Annotated in this window: 10 protein-coding genes; 6 read left to right on the forward strand and 4 right to left on the reverse strand. The window is 73.5% G+C overall.

Annotation, left to right across the window (positions count from 1 at the left end; genetic code table 11):
- The first annotated feature begins 98 nt into the window (after positions 1-98).
- The 5 genes from ACIBPC_RS23015 to galE all read left to right on the forward strand — a co-directional run bounded on the left by ACIBPC_RS23015 (position 99) and on the right by galE (position 7,114).
- Entirely contained in the window at positions 99-1,469 is a 1,371-nt protein-coding gene (locus ACIBPC_RS23015; RefSeq protein ID WP_398847107.1) for an ABC transporter substrate-binding protein, read from the forward strand.
- An 88-nt stretch (positions 1,470-1,557) separates the two neighbouring features.
- Entirely contained in the window at positions 1,558-2,853 is a 1,296-nt protein-coding gene (locus tag ACIBPC_RS23020; protein ID WP_398847109.1) for a carbohydrate ABC transporter permease, read from the forward strand.
- An 11-nt stretch (positions 2,854-2,864) separates the two neighbouring features.
- Positions 2,865-3,776: a carbohydrate ABC transporter permease gene (locus ACIBPC_RS23025; RefSeq protein WP_362967734.1), complete on the forward strand. Its 912-nt coding sequence runs from the start codon at positions 2,865-2,867 to the stop codon at positions 3,774-3,776.
- A 201-nt stretch (positions 3,777-3,977) separates the two neighbouring features.
- A complete protein-coding gene (locus tag ACIBPC_RS23030; RefSeq protein ID WP_398847111.1) occupies positions 3,978-6,155 on the forward strand; it encodes a CDP-glycerol glycerophosphotransferase family protein in 2,178 nt (725 codons plus the stop codon).
- Entirely contained in the window at positions 6,143-7,114 is a 972-nt protein-coding gene (gene galE, locus ACIBPC_RS23035) for a UDP-glucose 4-epimerase GalE (protein ID WP_398847113.1), read from the forward strand. Before ACIBPC_RS23030 ends, galE begins: the two co-directional genes overlap by 13 nt.
- A gap of 3 nt (positions 7,115-7,117) precedes the next feature.
- Here galE and ACIBPC_RS23040 read toward each other — a convergent pair whose 3' ends face one another.
- Positions 7,118-7,642: a CGNR zinc finger domain-containing protein gene (locus tag ACIBPC_RS23040; RefSeq protein WP_398847115.1), complete on the reverse strand. Its 525-nt coding sequence runs from the start codon at positions 7,640-7,642 to the stop codon at positions 7,118-7,120.
- A 26-nt stretch (positions 7,643-7,668) separates the two neighbouring features.
- On the opposite strand from ACIBPC_RS23040, the gene ACIBPC_RS23045 reads away from it, so the two are divergent.
- Positions 7,669-8,724: an EamA family transporter gene (locus ACIBPC_RS23045; RefSeq protein WP_398847117.1), complete on the forward strand. Its 1,056-nt coding sequence runs from the start codon at positions 7,669-7,671 to the stop codon at positions 8,722-8,724.
- Here ACIBPC_RS23045 and ACIBPC_RS23050 read toward each other — a convergent pair.
- From ACIBPC_RS23050 to ACIBPC_RS23060, 3 genes are all read right to left on the reverse strand, one after another.
- Positions 8,696-9,862, reverse strand: coding sequence for a hypothetical protein (locus ACIBPC_RS23050; RefSeq protein ID WP_398847119.1), 1,167 nt, complete (start codon positions 9,860-9,862; stop codon positions 8,696-8,698). The two genes, ACIBPC_RS23045 and ACIBPC_RS23050, sit on opposite strands and share 29 nt — an antisense overlap.
- Positions 9,863-9,872: 10 nt before the next feature.
- Positions 9,873-10,700 carry a polyprenol monophosphomannose synthase gene (locus ACIBPC_RS23055; protein WP_362967717.1) on the reverse strand — a complete coding sequence of 276 codons (828 nt, stop codon included), beginning with the start codon at positions 10,698-10,700 and terminating at the stop codon, positions 9,873-9,875.
- 260 nt (positions 10,701-10,960) lie between these two features.
- On the reverse strand, positions 10,961-15,940 hold the full coding sequence (locus ACIBPC_RS23060; RefSeq protein WP_398847121.1) for an NAD-glutamate dehydrogenase: 4,980 nt from the start codon (positions 15,938-15,940) through the stop codon (positions 10,961-10,963).
- Positions 15,941-16,064 lie beyond the last annotated feature (124 nt).

Consider the following 16,064-nt stretch of genomic DNA (forward strand, 5'->3'; position numbering starts at 1 on the left):
CAGAACGGCGGGCGTAGGACTCAGTGATCAGGACGTGCGGCGTTGCACACCCTGCGCTGTGGGGGCGTTGCCGTACCGGATGGGGTGAGGCGGTGCTCATGGGCGGTTCGGGCCGGGTTTCCCGGCGGAGGGTCTTCCGTGCGACGGCGGCGACGGTCGCCGTGACCGCGCTGGCGCTGTCGGCGTGCAGCGCGGAGGAGGACGACACGGGGCGTGACCACCCGGTGACGATCGAACTGCCGGACCTCGGCGGGCAGTCGCTGGAGGTCTCGGCGGTGTGGACGGGCGCGGAGCGGGACAACTTCCTGCGCGTCATGGACGAGTTCGAGGCGCGTACCGGCGCCTCGGTCAGCTATGTGCCGAGCGGGGACAACGTCTCGCAGTTCGTGGGCACCAAGATCGAGGGCGGTTCGCCGCCGGACATCGTGATGGTCCCGCAGCCCGGCGTGCTCCAGGAGTTCGCCGAACAGGGCTGGATAGCCCCGGTCGGCGACCTGGTGCAGGAGCAGCTCGACGCCAACTACACGCAGGGCTGGCAGGACATCGCCGCCCGGGACGGCGTGCAGTACGGCGTGTACGTGAAGGCGGCCAACAAGTCGCTCGTCTGGTACAGCGACACGGCGTTCGACTACGCCGGTGTCTCGCCGCCGGAGAGCTGGGACGACTTCGTGTCGACGTCCTGGACGCTGTGGGAGTCGGGGACGACGCCGCTGTCCGTCGCGGGCGGCGACGGCTGGACGCTCACCGACTGGTTCGAGAACATCTACCTCTCCCAGTCCGGCGGTGAGATGTACGACCGGCTGATCGCGCACGAGATCCCGTGGACCGACCCGAGCGTCACCGACGCGCTGACCGCCCTCGGCCAGGTCTTCGGCGAGGAGCGGTTCCTGGCGGGCGGCGCGGGCGGCTCGCTCCAGACGGACTTCCCGACCTCGGTCACCCAGACGTTCACCGACCTGGAGACGCCCGCCGCCGGGATGGTCTTCGAGGCGGACTTCGTCGGCGCCGTGATCACCGACAGCACGGACGCCGTGATCGGCGAGGACGCGCGCGTCTTCCCCTTCCCGGCCGTGGGCGGCGGGGACGCGCCGGTGGTGAGCGCGGGCGACGCGGCCGTCGCCATCGCGCCGGACGGCGAGGCCAGCGAGGCGCAGCAGGCCATGCTGGCGTTCCTCGCCTCGACCGACGCCGCGGCGATCTGGGCCGAGCCGGGCGGCTACGTGTCGCCCAACAGGTCGCTCGACCTGGAGGCGTACCCGAACGACACGCAGCGCGGCATCGCCGAGGCGCTCATCGCGGCGGGCGACGACTTCCGGTTCGACATGTCGGACCAGACGCCCGCCGACTTCGGCGGCACCACAGGGCAGGGCATGTGGCAGGGGCTCCAGAACTTCCTGCGCGACCCCGCCGACATCCAGGGGGCCCAGGAGTACCTGGAGTCCCAGGCCGCCGCCGCGTACGGCGACTGACGGCTCACCACCCGCGGGTCACCCCGTGGTTCACCACTGCGGTGCTCCCACTGCGGTTCCCTCACTGACGGACGGAGACTGACATCCCATGGCATCCGGCAAGGCGGTGATCAGAGCCCGGCCCTGGGCCGTCGCGTGCTTCCTGCTGCCCGCGCTGCTGCTGCTCGGCGCACTGGTCGTCTACCCCATCGCGTACACGGTCTGGCGCAGTCTGTTCGACGCGTCGGGCGACGGGTTCGTGGGCCTGGACAACTTCACGGAGCTGTTCAGCAACGACTCGATACGGCACGCCCTGCGCAACAACCTCATATGGATCGTGGTCGCGCCCACCGTGGCGACCGGCCTCGGCCTGATCTTCGCGGTCCTGACGGAACGTATCCGCTGGGCCACCGCGTTCAAGCTGATCATCTTCATGCCGATGGCCATCTCCATGCTGGCCGCCGGCATCATCTTCCGGCTGGTGTACGAGCAGGACCCGGACCGCGGGCTGGCGAACGCGGTGCTGACCACCGTGCACGACACGTTCTCGGGCGACTCGTCCTGGCCCGACGCCGAGCCGCGCCCCGACGGGCCGATCACGGCGCAGGACGACGGCTCGTACCTGCTGGAGACGCCCGTCTCGGCCGGTCAGCCGGTGCTGCTGCCGCTGGTGGCCGTGCCGCAGCCCGAGCTGGAGGGCGCGGCGCCCGCCGCCGCGCCGGAGGGCGCCGCGGACGCGGTGAGCGGCACCGTGTGGATGGACTTCACGCGGGGCGGCGGCACGCCCGACACGATCGACCCGGAGGAGAAGGGCCTGGCGGGCATCACCGTCGAGGCCGTGCGGGACGGCGACGTGGTCGCCGACGCGACGACCGGGGACGACGGGACGTTCACGCTGCCCGCCGAGGCGGACGGCGCGCAGCTGCGGCTGGCGGCGGACAGCTTCACCGCCCCGTACAACGGCGCCGAGTGGCTCGGGCCCAACCTGGTGACGCCCGCGATCATCGGCTCGTACGTCTGGATGTGGGCCGGTTTCGCGATGGTCCTCATCGCGGCGGGCCTGGCCGGGGTGCCGCGGGAGACGCTGGAGGCCGCCCGCGTCGACGGCGCGAACGAGTGGCAGGTCTTCCGCCGCATCACCGTCCCCCTCCTGGCGCCGCTGCTCGCGGTGGTCATGGTGACGCTGATGATCAACGTGCTGAAGATCTTCGACCTCGTGTACGTCATCCCGCCCAGCTCCAGCCAGGGTGACGCCAATGTGCTGGCGCTCCAGCTCTACCTGGAGTCCTTCGGCACGGGCGGCGACCAGGGCGTCGGCAGCGCCATCGCGGTGCTCCTGCTGCTCCTGGTCCTGCCGGTGATGTTCTTCAACCTGAGAAGGCTGCGACGGGAGAACCAGCGGTGACCGCGACGACCCTGACCGCGAAAGAGCCCGGACCCTCGGGGTCCCCGGCGGGCGGAGCCTCCGGGCCGCCCCGGCGTTCCCTGGCCTCCCGGGTCGCCTCCGTCGCCGCGAGCGGCGGGGTGCGGGTGGTGCTGGTGATCCTGGCGGTGGTGTGGCTGCTGCCGACCGCCGGGCTGCTGGTGTCCTCGTTCCGCGACTCGCGCGACATCGCGTCCTCCGGCTGGTGGGAGGCGCTGACCGACCCCGGGCAGTGGACGGCCGGGAACTACGACGCGCTGCTCAGCAACGGCACGTTCACCGACTCGGTGTGGACGACGGTGCTGATCACCGTGCCGTCGACCGTCCTGGTGATCCTGCTGGGCGCGCTGGCGGCGTACGCGTTCGCCTGGCTCGACTTCCCCGGCCGCGACTGGTGGTTCCTGGTCGTGGTGGCGCTGCTGGTGGTGCCGGTGCAGGTGGCGCTGATCCCGGTGGCGCGGCTGTTCAACACGCTGGGGATCTTCGAGACGACGCTGGGCGTGGTCCTGTTCCACTCCGCGTTCGGCCTGCCGTTCGCCATCTTCCTGCTGCGGAACTTCTTCGCCGAGATCCCGCGCGAGCTGCTGGAGGCGGCGAAGCTGGACGGGGCGGGCGAGCTGCGGCTGTTCACCCGCGTGGTGCTGCCGCTGGCCGGCCCGGCGATCGCGGCGCTCGGCATCTTCCAGTTCATGTGGGTGTGGAACGACATGCTGGTGGCGCTGATCTTCGCCGACTCGGGGTCGCCGCCGATGACGGTCGCGCTCCAGCAGGAGATGCGGCAGTTCGGCAGCAACTTCGACGTGCTGGCGCCGGGCGCGTTCCTGACGATGGTCATCCCGCTGGTGATCTTCTTCGCGTTCCAGCGGCAGTTCGTGGCCGGGATGATGTCCGGCGCCGTGAAGTAGGGCGGCGGCGCGACCGTACGGCGACGGGGCCGGGCCCGGCGGGCGACCGCCGGGCCCGGCCCCTGCCGTGTGCGCTGCCTTTTGCTCCAAATGAACGGATCGCGGGCGCGACACCTCGCTCGTCCCCGGGATGGCACTGCGGAAGAGAGATTGTCGGATGGTCATTGGTCATCCGATATGCCGCCCCGTGGATGTGGTGCCGTGCCCCGCTTCAGCATCATCGTGCCCGCCTACCAGGTGCAGGCGTATCTCCCCGCCTGCCTGACCTCCGTGCTCACGCAGGACCACACCGACCTCGAACTGCTGGTCGTGGACGACGCGTCCCCCGACGCGTGCGGCGACATCATCGCCGAGTTCGCCGCCGCCGACGCCCGCGTCACCGGCCTCCGCCTCCCCCGCACGCTCGGCCCGGGACCGGCCAGGAACGCCGCGCTCGACCGCGCCACCGGCGACTACGTCCTCTTCCTCGACGGCGACGACGCCCTCACCCCCGGCGCCCTGGCCGCCATCGCCGCCCGCCTGGACACCACCGGCCACCCGCAGCTGCTGGTGCACGACCACGCCGTCCTCTCGTTCGACGGCACCCTCTCCCCCGGCCTCGCCGCCGGGCTGCTCTCCCGGCGCGGCCCCGACGCCGGTCCCCTCACCGCCCGGCCGTCCCTGCTGCGGCTGCCCCCGACCGCCTGGGGACGCGCGTACCGCCGCGACTTCCTGCTCGGCACCGGCCTGCGCTTCCCGCCGGGACACCACCAGGACGTGCCCTTCGCCTACCCGGCGCTGATCGCCGCCGAGACCGTCGCCGTGCTCGACCGGGTGTGCCTGCACCACCGCGCCCGCCGCCGGGGCGGCCGTACGCACGGGCCGGGGCCGGGGCACGCCGACCTGGTGGACCAGTACGAACGCGCCTTCGCCCTGCTGCCCACCCAGCGGTGGCGCGCGGCGCTCTACCGGCGCATGGCCGACCACCTCAGCACCGTCTACCGCACCCCGGGGCTGCTGCCCGCCGCCGAACGCGCCGACTTCTTCCGCCGCAGCGCCGCCCTGTGCAGGCGGCACCGCACGGCGGCCGGGGCCACCGCGCTCGGCGCGAAGCAAGGCGGGGCGCACGTCCTCTTCCGGCTGGGCGCACGGCGCGCGTTCCAGCTCACGGCGGTGGCCCAGCGCCTCGGCAGGCGGCTGCACGCCGTCGTGCGCGGCGCGGGGCGGCGGCTGCGCGCCCTCGCCCTGCGCGCGCACTACCGCTGCCAGCTGCGACTGCCCCTCGACCGGCGGCTCGCCGTGTTCACCACCGGCCGCGGCGGCAGGTACGGCTGCCACCCGGCCGCCATCGAGGCGAAGCTGCGCGAACTGGCCACCGGCATCCGCACCGCCTGGGTCGCCGGGCCCGGCCAGTCCCTGCCCACCGGCGTACGGCGCCTGACGCCCGGCACCGCCGCGTACTGGTCCGCGCTGGCCCGCGCCCGCTTCCTCGTCAGCAACAGCGGCTTCCCCGACATCCTCGCCGACCGCCCCGGGCAGCTGCGCCTCCAGACCCACCGCGGCACACCCGTCGCCCACCGCGGCCTGGACACGCGGGTGCGCGACGTGCCCCGGCTGCTGCGGCAGATCGACACCTGGGACTACTGCCTCTCCGCCAACCGCCACTCCACCCTCGCCTGGGAGGCCGCCTACCCGGCCGACTACGTGACGCTGGAGTACGGCTCCCCGCGCGCCGACGTCTTCCACACGGCGGGCGTCGCCGACGTCCTGCGCGCCCGCGCACGCCTCGGCGTGCCCGACGGCGTGCTCGCCGTTCTGTACGCCCCCGCGCCCCGGGCGTACGCCTCCCGGCGGCGCGCCCCCCTCGACCTCGGCGCCCTCGCCCGTGCCCTCGGCCCCCGCTTCCGGCTGCTCGCGGCGGCGGACGACGCGCTGGAGGACCAGTGCCTCGCCGCCGACGCGCTGGTCACGGACTACGCGCCCGTGCTGTTCGACTACGCCGCCCTGGACCGGCCGGTCGTCGTCCACGCCGACGACTGGGAGACGTACCGGACCGTGCACGGCGCCTACTTCGACCTGCCCGCCACCGCACCGGGCCCGGTGACCCGCACCGCCGCCGAACTCGCCGCCACCCTCACCGACCCGCTCCTGTGGACGGACCCGGGCCTCGCCGCGCGGCGCGCCGCGTTCCGGCAGCGGTTCTGCCCCTACGACGACGGGTTCGCGGCCGAGCGCGTGGTGCGCACATTCTTCCTCGACGGCCGGGACGTCCCGCCCGTCGTCCCCGCCAAGGCCCGCCGCCCCGTCCCGGGCGCGGTCGCGGTGGCCGCACCGCGCCGGCCGTCCGCGCCGGGCGTCTCCCCGCGCGAGTTCCTGGAGGTATCCGCATGTCCTTTCTGATCACCGGCGGCGCCGGGTACATCGGCGCCCACGTGGTGCGCGCGCTGGCCCTGGCGGGCGAACGGGTCGTGGTCTACGACGACCTGTCCACGGGCGACGCGACCCGCCTGCCCGACGGCGTACCCCTCGTCCAGGGCTCGATCCTGGACCGGGGCGCGCTCGACCGGACCATCGCCGACCACCGCGTGCACACCGTGATGCACCTGGCCGCCCGCAAGGAGGTCGCCGAGTCCGTCCGCCAGCCGCTGCGCTACTACCGCGAGAACCTCCACGGCCTCCAGATCCTGCTGGAGGCGGCGCGCGGCGCCCGCGTCGGCCGCTTCGTGTACGCCTCGTCGGCGGCCGTCTACGGCTCGCCGTACACCGACCGGGTCACGGAGGACACGCCCTGCGTGCCGCTGAGCCCGTACGGCGAGACGAAGCTCGCGGGCGAGTGGCTGGTCCGCGACGTCGGCCGCGCGCACGGCATGGCGACGGCGAGCCTGCGCCACTTCAACGTGGCGGGCACCGCGCTCCCCGCCCTCGCCGACCGGGACACGTCGGGCCTGCTCCCCATGACGTTCGACCACCTCGCCGCCGGACTGCCCCCGCGCATCTTCGGCGACGACTACCCGACCCCGGACGGCACCTGCGTCCGCGACTGGGTGCACGTCGAGGACCTCGCCGAGGCCCACGTCGCGACCGCCCGCGCCCTCGCCGACCAGCCGGAACCGGCCCACCTGACACTGAACATCGGCCGCGGACAGGGCGTCTCGGTCCGCGAGATGGTCGACCTGATCACGGAGATCACCGGCACGACACACCTGCGCCCCACCAGGGCCCCCCGCCGCCCGGGCGACGCCCCTCACGTGGTGGCCTGCCCCGACATGGCGACCAAGCACATCTCCTGGACACCACGCCACGACCTGCGCGCGATGATCACCTCAACATGGTCAACCTGGCTCCACCAGCCGGTGTGACCGTCACGCCGTCGCCGCGCGGCGGGTTGTGCGGTGGCGGGTCACGGCGTCGTTGTTCGCGCAGCGGACGGTGCAGTACGTGCGGCGGCCGTTGCGTGAGGTGTCCACGTATGCCCGGTCGCAGCGTGCGCAGCGGCCCAGGCGGTGTGGTGCCGCGTTGCAGACGACGAACGCCAGGCCCGCCGCCGTGACGGCGCGGATGTGTGCCGCCGCGTCCGCGCCCGGGGCGCTGTAGTGCAGGTGCGGCGCGTGCCCGTCGTGCATGGTGATGCGCGGGCTGCTCGACGCGTCGGCCAGCAGGTCGTTGACGGCCGCCACGCGCGTGCCGAGGTCCTGGTCGCCGAAGCAGCGCCCGAGGCGGCGGCTCCACGCCCACAGCTCCTCCGCCTGCGCCTGGGTCAGGTCGCGGCGGAGGATCTCGTGGGCGGCGAGCAGCGGTTCGAGGGCGGCGGGGGTCGGGGGCGCGGGGAGGTTGACGAGTTCGGCGGCGAGCCGGGCGGCCTGGCCGCCGTAATGGTTGAACTGCACAAGACCATGACAGCACGCTGGTGGCCATGACACCAGCGCCCCTCCTCGTCCTCGGCCAGATCGTGAGCATGCAGCTCGGCTCGGCGGTCGCGAAGGGGGCGTACGACGACGCGGGCCCCGTCGCGCTGGCGGGGATGCGGCTGATCTTCGCCGCACTCGTGATGTGCGCCCTGGTACGCCCCCGCCTGCGACGCCTGACCGCCCGCCAGTGGCGCGCCGCCATCGCGCTCGGCGTCACGATCGGCGTGATGAACATGGCGTACTTCTCCGCCATCGACCACCTCCCCCTCGGCGTCGCCGCCACCCTCGAACTCCTCGGCCCGCTCGCCCTCGCCGCCGCCCTGTCCCGCCGCCCCGCCCACCTCGCCGCCGCGCTGCTCGCCCTCGCGGGCGTGCTGCTGCTGACGGCCCCGGGCGGCGCCCTGCCCGCGCTCGGCGTGGCCCTGGGCGCGACGGCGGCGGTGTGCCGGGCGTCGTACGTCGTGCTGAACGGGCGGGTGGGGCGGCTGTTCGACGACTGGACGGGCCTCGCCGTCGCGCTCGCGGTGGGCGCCGTGGTGGTCAGCCCGGTGGCGGCCGTCACCAGCGGCGCGGCGGTGGCCGCCCACCCGTCCGTCATCGGACCCGGCATCGCCGTCGCGCTGCTGTCCTCGCTGATCCCCTACTCGCTGGACATGGCCGCGCTGCGCCGCATCGGCCCGCGTGTCTTCGGCGTCCTGCTCGCGCTGAGCCCGGCGGCCGGGGCGGGCGTCGGCTTCGTCCTCCTGGACGAGGAGCTGTCGGCGCGCCAGCTGTGCGCCGTCGCCCTGGTGGTGGCGGCCGCCGCGTGGTCCGTCGGCCAGTCACGGCCCGTACGGCGTACCGCCCCCATCGCGTCGTCGCGGCCCCGGCCACGCCCCGGGTCCGGCGAACACTGCCCCGTCTGCCTGCGCGCGGGCGGCGGCGAGTGGACCCTGCGCTCCCGCCATCACACGTCCGAGGGCGAGGCCGAGTACTGCGTCAGCCCCGGCGGCTGCCTCGTGGTCCTGCTGGACGGGCGGATCGTCAAGCACCTCACGGCGGGCCGGAACCCAGCAGCGTGAACGCCCCGTACGCCCCCGACGCCAGCGCCGCGCCCGCCAGCACCAGCGCGACGTACCCCCGCCGCAGCCGCAGCAGCGCCACGGCGGGCGGCAGCAGCAGGCCGAACGCGGGCATCATCAGCCGGGGCCGCGACCCGAAGTACCCCGAGCCGACCAGCGACGTCACGACCATCACCACGGTGAACGCCACCAGCGGCAGCGGCTGCCCCTGCCGCACCCCGAGCACCACCAGCCAGCCGACGAGGACCAGCGCCGCGATCAGCCCGAGGCCGCCGACGACGTTGGAGGCCAGGTTGTCCGCGACGAAGCCGAGCAGCGCCCGGCCGCCGTCGAAGCCGTTCCCCCAGCCCGCCTGGACGTCGAAGTAGCCGTACGGGCTGTCCTCGCGCACCGCGACGTACAGTACATAGCCGCACCAGCCGAGCGGCGCCAGCAGCGCGCCCAGCAGCGGACGGACGGGGAACGCGCGGCCCTGGCGGCGCGCCCCCAGCAGCGCGACAGCGGCGGCCACCCACACCGCGGCGACCACAGCGGCGCCGGAGGGGCGCGTCAGCCCTGCCGCGACGGCCAGCGCGCCCGCCGTCAGCCAGCGGCCGGTCAGCAGCGCGTACAGGGCCCAGGCCGCCAGCGCCGTGAACAGCGCCTCGGTGTACGCCATCGACTGCACGAACGCGGTCGGGTACGCGCCCCACAGTCCCACCAGCACGACGCCCAGCGCGTCGCGCCCGGAGATCAGCCGCGCCACCGCCCAGATGCCCCAGGCGGCGGCGAGCGACGCGGCCCAGCCGATCAGCAGCCCCGCGTCGTTGACGGAGAGCGGCGTGACGGCGGAGACGGCCCGTTCGAGGGCGGGGAAGAGGGGGAAGAACGCCAGGTCGGAGTGGAGGTCGCCGTCCGGGAGCCGGATCTCGTACCCGTAGCCGTCCGCGGCGACGCGGGCGTACCAGACGGAGTCCCAGCGGTCGTTGAGCAGGGTGTGCGGGCTCTTGTCCTCGACGGCCGCCCAGCAGGCGAGGATCAGCAGACCGGTCATACGGACCGCCGCGTAGAGCAGCAGGGCGGGGGCGGCGGCGCGCAGCGTCGGGGATGTACGGGCGGCGGGCGCGCGTATGTCCCTTATGCCGGTGAGCAGGGTCATGGCGGCGGGGTCACCGGAGCCGGGATGTGGCGGCGGGCTCTTCCGGGACGGGCTCCCCCTCGGCAGGGGGAACGGCCGCGCGGCGGCGGCCCGTCAGGTCGCCGAGCAGCAGCCGCCAGGGCAGCAGCGCCGCCTCGTACTGCACGCGGGCCGACATCTTCGACGCCCCCTGCCGCCGCTCCTCGAAGCGGATGGGGATCTCGACGGCGGCGTGCCCCGCGCGGACGGCGGCGTGCTTCAGCTCGACCTGGAAGCTGTAGCCGTTGCTGCGGGTGTGTTCGAGGTCCAGCGCGCGCACCACGTCGGCGCGCCACAGGACGAAGCCCGCCGTCGCGTCGCGCAGCCCGGTGCGCAGGACGGCGCCGACGTACCGGTTCGCCCAGCGCGACAGCAGCCTGCGGTGCGGCGCCCACTCGTCGGCGAGCCTGCCGCCCGGCACGTAGCGGCTGCCGACGACGAGCCCGGCGCCGGTCGCCAGGGCCGTGCCGACGAGCTGCGGGACGTACTCCGTGCCGTGGCTGCCGTCGGCGTCCATCTGCAGGACGTACGCCGCGCCCTCGTCCACGGCGCGGGTCATGCCCGCGACGTACGCGCGGCCCAGGCCGTCCTTGGCGGTGCGGTGCAGCACCGAGACGCGGCCCGGGTGGCGGGCGGCGAGCCCGTCGGCCAGCTCGCCCGTGCCGTCGGGGCTCGCGTCGTCCACGACGAGCAGCCGCAGCCCCGGCAGCGGCAGGGCGAGCAGCGCCGCCGCCGTCACGGGCAGGCTGTCCGCCTCGTTGTAGGTGGGCATCACCACCGTCACGGCGGCCTCGGCACAGGCCCGGCCGGCTCCCGCCATGGCAGCGCTCCCGTTCACGGATGAGTCAGTGATTCGAACGTCATCCTAGTGCTGTGGCCGGGAAGGTTTGCCGGCTCACGGCTCCCCCAGCCTGGCGGCTGGGGGTGCCCCCAGGTGCGGTGCATCGCAAGGCACCGGATCGCAGCTCGTACTCGGCCGTACTCGCGCGATGCGGTAACGCAGCGAGGTGCCGTGCCGGGCGTCGTGAGTCGGTGAACCTTTCCGGTCACAGCACTAGGCGCTGCCATGGCGGGCCACCGTCAGCGGTTGCTGCGCAGCATGGTCCGCATGGTGCGCATGGCCACGGAGAGGTTCGCCAGGTCGAAGGTCTCCGACGACTGGATCTCCGCGAGTGTCGAACGGGCGCGGCTGAGCATCGCCGCGTTCCGCTGGGCCCAGGCGGCGTACCGTTCGTCCGGCGCGGCCTGCGGGTCGCCCTCGGCGAGGACGTCCGCGGTGATCAGCTGGTGGGCCGCGTAGAGGTCCTCGCGGATCGCCGTGCGGGCCATCGACTGCCACCGGTCGACGCGCGGCAGGGCGCTGACGCCCTCCTGGAGCCGGGTGATGCCGAGCTGGTCGCTCAGGTGGTAGTAGACCTGCGCGACGTCCATCAGCTCCCGGCCGGTGCGGTCGGCGACGGCCACGATGTCCAGCGCCGGGAACGCGGCGGAGAAGCCCGCGACCTTGAGCGCCAGCTCGTCGGGGACGCCCGCCTCCACCAGCTCGTCGTGGAGCGCGGCGTGGGTCTCCGCGTCCGTGCCGCGCAGCAGCTTGGGCAGCTCCTGCCTGACCTGGCCGACGCGCTCGGCGAACAGCTGGATCGTGTCGGCGAGGGCCAGCGGCTGCGGCCGGTTGTTGAGCAGCCAGCGGGCGCCGCGTTCCACGAGCCGCCTGGCGTGCAGCCGGATGCGGGTGAGCATGGCGGCCGGGACCTGGTTGTCCAGGCTCTCGGCGGTGTCCCAGATCTCGGCGAGCCCGAAGATGGCCCGGGAGGCGGTGTGGGCGCGGACGATCTCCTCGGTCGAGGCGCCCGACTCCTCCTGCATGCGGTGCAGGAAGGAGGCACCGCCCGCGTTCACCGTGTCGTTGACCAGCAGCGTCGTCACGATCTCGCGGCGCAGCGCGTGCGCCTCGATCTGCTCGGGGAACCGTTCCCGCAGCGCCGACGGGAAGTACGCCTGGAGCAGCCGCCCGACGTACGGGTCGTCCGGCAGGTCGGTGCCGAGCAGCTCGGCGGTGACCGTCAGCTTGGCGTAGGCCAGCAGCACGGACTGCTCCGGCTGGGTCAGCCCGCCGCCGGCGGCGCGGCGTTCCCTGAACTCGTCGTCCGAGGGCAGGAACTCCAGGTCGCGGTCGAGCTTGCCCTCGTCGGACAGGCGCCTGACGAAGCGCTGGTGCGCGAGGACGAGGCCGGACGCGGTCGTGCCGCCGTTGGCGAGGGCGACGTTCTGCGCGTAGTTGTTGCGCAGGACGAGGGCGGCGACCTCGTCGGTCATCTCGGCCAGCAGGGCGTTGCGCTGCTTGAGCGTCAGGTCGCCGTTGGCCACGACCGCGTTCAGCAGGATCTTGATGTTGACCTCGTGGTCCGAGGTGTCGACACCGGCGCTGTTGTCGATGGCGTCGGTGTTGCAGCGGCCCCCGGCGGTGGCGTACTCGATGCGGCCGCGCTGGGTGAGGCCCAGGTTGCCGCCCTCGCCGATGACCTTGGCGCGGATGTCGCGGCCGTTGACGCGGATGGCGTCGTTGGCCTTGTCGCCGACGTCGGCGTGCGACTCGGCGCGGGACTTCACGTACGTGCCGATGCCGCCGTTCCACAGCAGGTCGACGGGCGCCCGCAGGATCGCCTGCATGAGCTCGGCCGGGGTCATCGCGGTCACGCCTGAGCCGAGCCCGAGGGCGGCCCGCACCTGCGGGGTGATCGCGATGGACTTGGCCGACCTGGGGTGGACGCCGCCGCCCTTGGAGATCAGCGACGCGTCGTAGTCCGCCCACGAGGAGCGCGGCAGCTCGAAGAGGCGGCGGCGCTCGGCGTACGAGACGGCCGGGTCGGGCTCCGGGTCGAGGAAGATGTGCCGGTGGTCGAAGGCGGCCACGAGCCGGATGTGCTCCGAGAGCAGCATGCCGTTGCCGAAGACGTCGCCGGACATGTCGCCGATGCCGGCGACGGTGAAGTCCTGCGTCTGGGTGTCGTGGCCCAGCTCGCGGAAGTGCCGCTTGACGGACTCCCAGGCGCCGCGGGCCGTGATGCCCATGCCCTTGTGGTCGTAGCCGGCCGAGCCGCCCGAGGCGAACGCGTCGCCCAGCCAGAAGCCGTACGCCTGGGCCACCTCGTTGGCGATGTCGGAGAAGGTGGCGGTGCCCTTGTCGGCGGCGACGACGAGGTACGTGTCGTCGCCGTCGTGCCGGACGACGTCGGCGGGCGGCACGACCTTGCCGTCCACCAGGTTGTCGGTGATGTCCAGCAGACCGGAGATGAACGTGCGGTAGCAGGCGATGCCCTCGGCCAGCCACGCGTCGCGGTCGGCCGCCGGGTCGGGCAGCCGCTTGGCGACGAAGCCGCCCTTCGCGCCGACGGGGACGATGACCGTGTTCTTGACCTCCTGCGCCTTCACCAGACCCAGGATCTCGGTGCGGAAGTCCTCCCGGCGGTCGGACCAGCGCAGCCCGCCGCGCGCCACCTTGCCGAAGCGCAGGTGGACGCCCTCGACGCGCGGCGAGTACACCCAGATCTCGTACGCCGGGCGCGGCTCGGGCAGGTCGGGGATGCCCTTGGGGTCGAGCTTGACCGACAGGTAGGAGTGCGGCTTGCCGGTGTCGCCGCCGCCCCGCGAGCCGAGCAGGCCCTGGCCCGCGTGCTGGAAGTAGTTGACGCGCAGGGTGGCCTTGATGACGTTGAGGAACGCCCGCAGGATGCGGTCCTCGTCCAGGTTGGAGACCTGTTCGAGCGCGCCGTCCAGCTCCTCCAGCAGGCCGTCCGTCAGCTCGCGCCCGGCGGTCTGCCGCTGCGGGGAGAGGCGGGCCTCGAAGAGGTTGACCAGCAGGCGGGTGGTGTGGGAGTTGCGCCGGAGCGTCGCCTCCATCGCGCCCTGCGTGAAGCGGGCGCCGGCCTGCCACAGGTACTTGGCGTACGCCCGCAGCACCATCGCCTCGCGCCAGGTCAGCCCGGCGGACAGGACGAGCGCGTTGAAGCCGTCGTTCTCGGCGGCGCCGGTCCACGCGGCGGCGAACGCCTCCTGGAACCGCTCGCGCGCGTCACCCGTCAGGCCGTCGGCGAGGGCCGGGGGGAAGCGCAGCCCGAAGTCGTAGATCCAGGCGGTCGGTCCGTCGCCGAGCCGCAGTTCGTACGGCCGCTCGTCCACGACCTCGGCGCCGAGCGCCTGGAGGACCGGCAGGACGGCGGAGAGGGAGAACGGCTCGCCGGTGCGGTAGATCTTGAAGCGCCGCTCGCCCGGGGCGGCGCCCACCTGCTCGTACAGGCTGACGGCGAAGTCCTGGTCCGCGCCGGGGCGCAGGGCCGTCACGTACTGGAGGTCGGCGACGGCCGCGCGGGGCGCGAAGTCGGCCTTGTAGCCCTCGGGGAAGGCGTGCGCGAAGCGGCGGCCCAGCTCGGCCGCGCGCTCCTCGCCGCACTCGGCGAGCAGCGCCTCGGCGAACGAGTCGGCCCACGACCTGGACGCCTCGGCGAGGCGCGCCTCGATGCGGTCCACGTCCTCGTCGCTGAGGACGGGCAGCTCGGCGCCCGGCTCGACGCGCAGGACGAAGTGCAGCCGGGAGAGGATGGACTCGGTGTTCCACACCGAGAAGTCCACGGTGCTGCCGGACAGTTCCTCGGTGAGGATGTCGGTCAGGCGCAGGCGCACCGAGGTGGTGTACCGGTCGCGGGGCAGATAGACGAGCGCCGAGTAGTAGCGGCCGTACTCGTCGCGGCGCAGGAACAGCCGCAGCCTGCGGCGTTCCTGGAGGTGCAGCACGGCGGTGGCGATGTCCCGCAGCGTGTCCACCGGGGTCTGGAACAGCTCGTCGCGCGGGTAGGTCTCCAGGATCTGGAGCAGGTCGCGGCCGCTGTGGCTGTCGGCGCCGAAACCGGCGGACTCCAGCACCGCGGCCACGTTCCGCCTGACGACGGGGATGCGCCGCACCGACTCGGTGTAGGCGGCGGCCGAGAAGAGGCCGAGGAAGCGCCGCTCGCCGACGACCCGCCCCTCGGCGTCGAACTTCTTGACGCCCACATAGTCCAGGTACGACCTGCGGTGCACGGTGGCGCGGCTGTTGGCCTTGGTGAGGATCAGCAGCCGGGGCTCGCGGGCCTTGGCGCGCGCGGACGGCGAGAGCCTGCTGAACGCGGCGGAGCCCACCGGGTCGGCGGAGTCGGTCGCCAGGGTGGGGTCGGAGCGCAGGATGCCGAGCCCGGTGCCGGGGACGGCGCGCAGCTGGTCGCCGTCGGACGCCTCGGGGCCGCCGGGGGCGTCGTCGGCGCGGACGAGGTCGTACTCGCGGTAGCCGAGGAACGTGAAGTGGTCGGCGGCGAGCCAGCGGAGCAGCTCGCGGGCCTCCTCGACCTCGGGTGTGCCCAGTTCGGCGGCCAGCGGCTCGTCGGGGAGCCCGTCGGCGAGGCGCAGGGCGGTGCCGCGCATCTTCTGCCAGTCCTCGACGGCCTCGCGGACGTCGCTGAGGACGCGGCGCAGCCCGGCCTCGATGCGCTCCAGGTCGTCGCGGTCGGTCTCGCGGTCGATCTCGACGTGGATCCACGACTCGACGACGCTGTCGTCCGGGCGGTCGGCGGCGGAGTCGTCCAGCAGGTCGAGCAGGCGGCCGGTGATGTCGCGCCGCACGACCATCTGCGGGTGGACGACGAGGTGGATGCCGGAGCCGAGGCGGGACAGCTCGCTGGTGACGGAGTCCACCAGGAACGGCATGTCGTCGGTGACCACCTCGACGACCGTGTGGCTGCACGCCCAGCCCATCTCCTCGACGGTGGGCGTGTGCACGCGGACGTTGGCGGTGCCCTGCGGCCGCTCGGCGGCGAGCCGGTGGTGCGACAGGGCGGCGCCGTACAGATCGACCGGGTCGCGGTCGGCGAGGTCCTCGGGGGCGATGAAGAGGTAGTAGCGCTGGAGGTAGGAACGGAGCGCGTCCGGGTCGAGACCGTGGCCGGGCGGTCCCCCGACCGCGCCGTGCTCGGCTACCCGTGCGGCTTGTGCCAGTAGTTCGGCTTTGGCTTCGTCCAGCTTGTTGTGCATGTCCCCTGGCTCCTGTCGCGCGCCGTTGCGTGACGTCGAGTAACGGTCACCGGGCAGCGCTCGATCTCGTGGATGGGAAGCTCCCGGCAGAGCGGACCAGTGGTACGGCCACCCCTGGCGAACG

This window comes from Streptomyces sp. NPDC049879, from assembly GCF_044461265.1.
Taxonomy (GTDB): Bacteria; Actinomycetota; Actinomycetes; order Streptomycetales; family Streptomycetaceae; genus Streptomyces.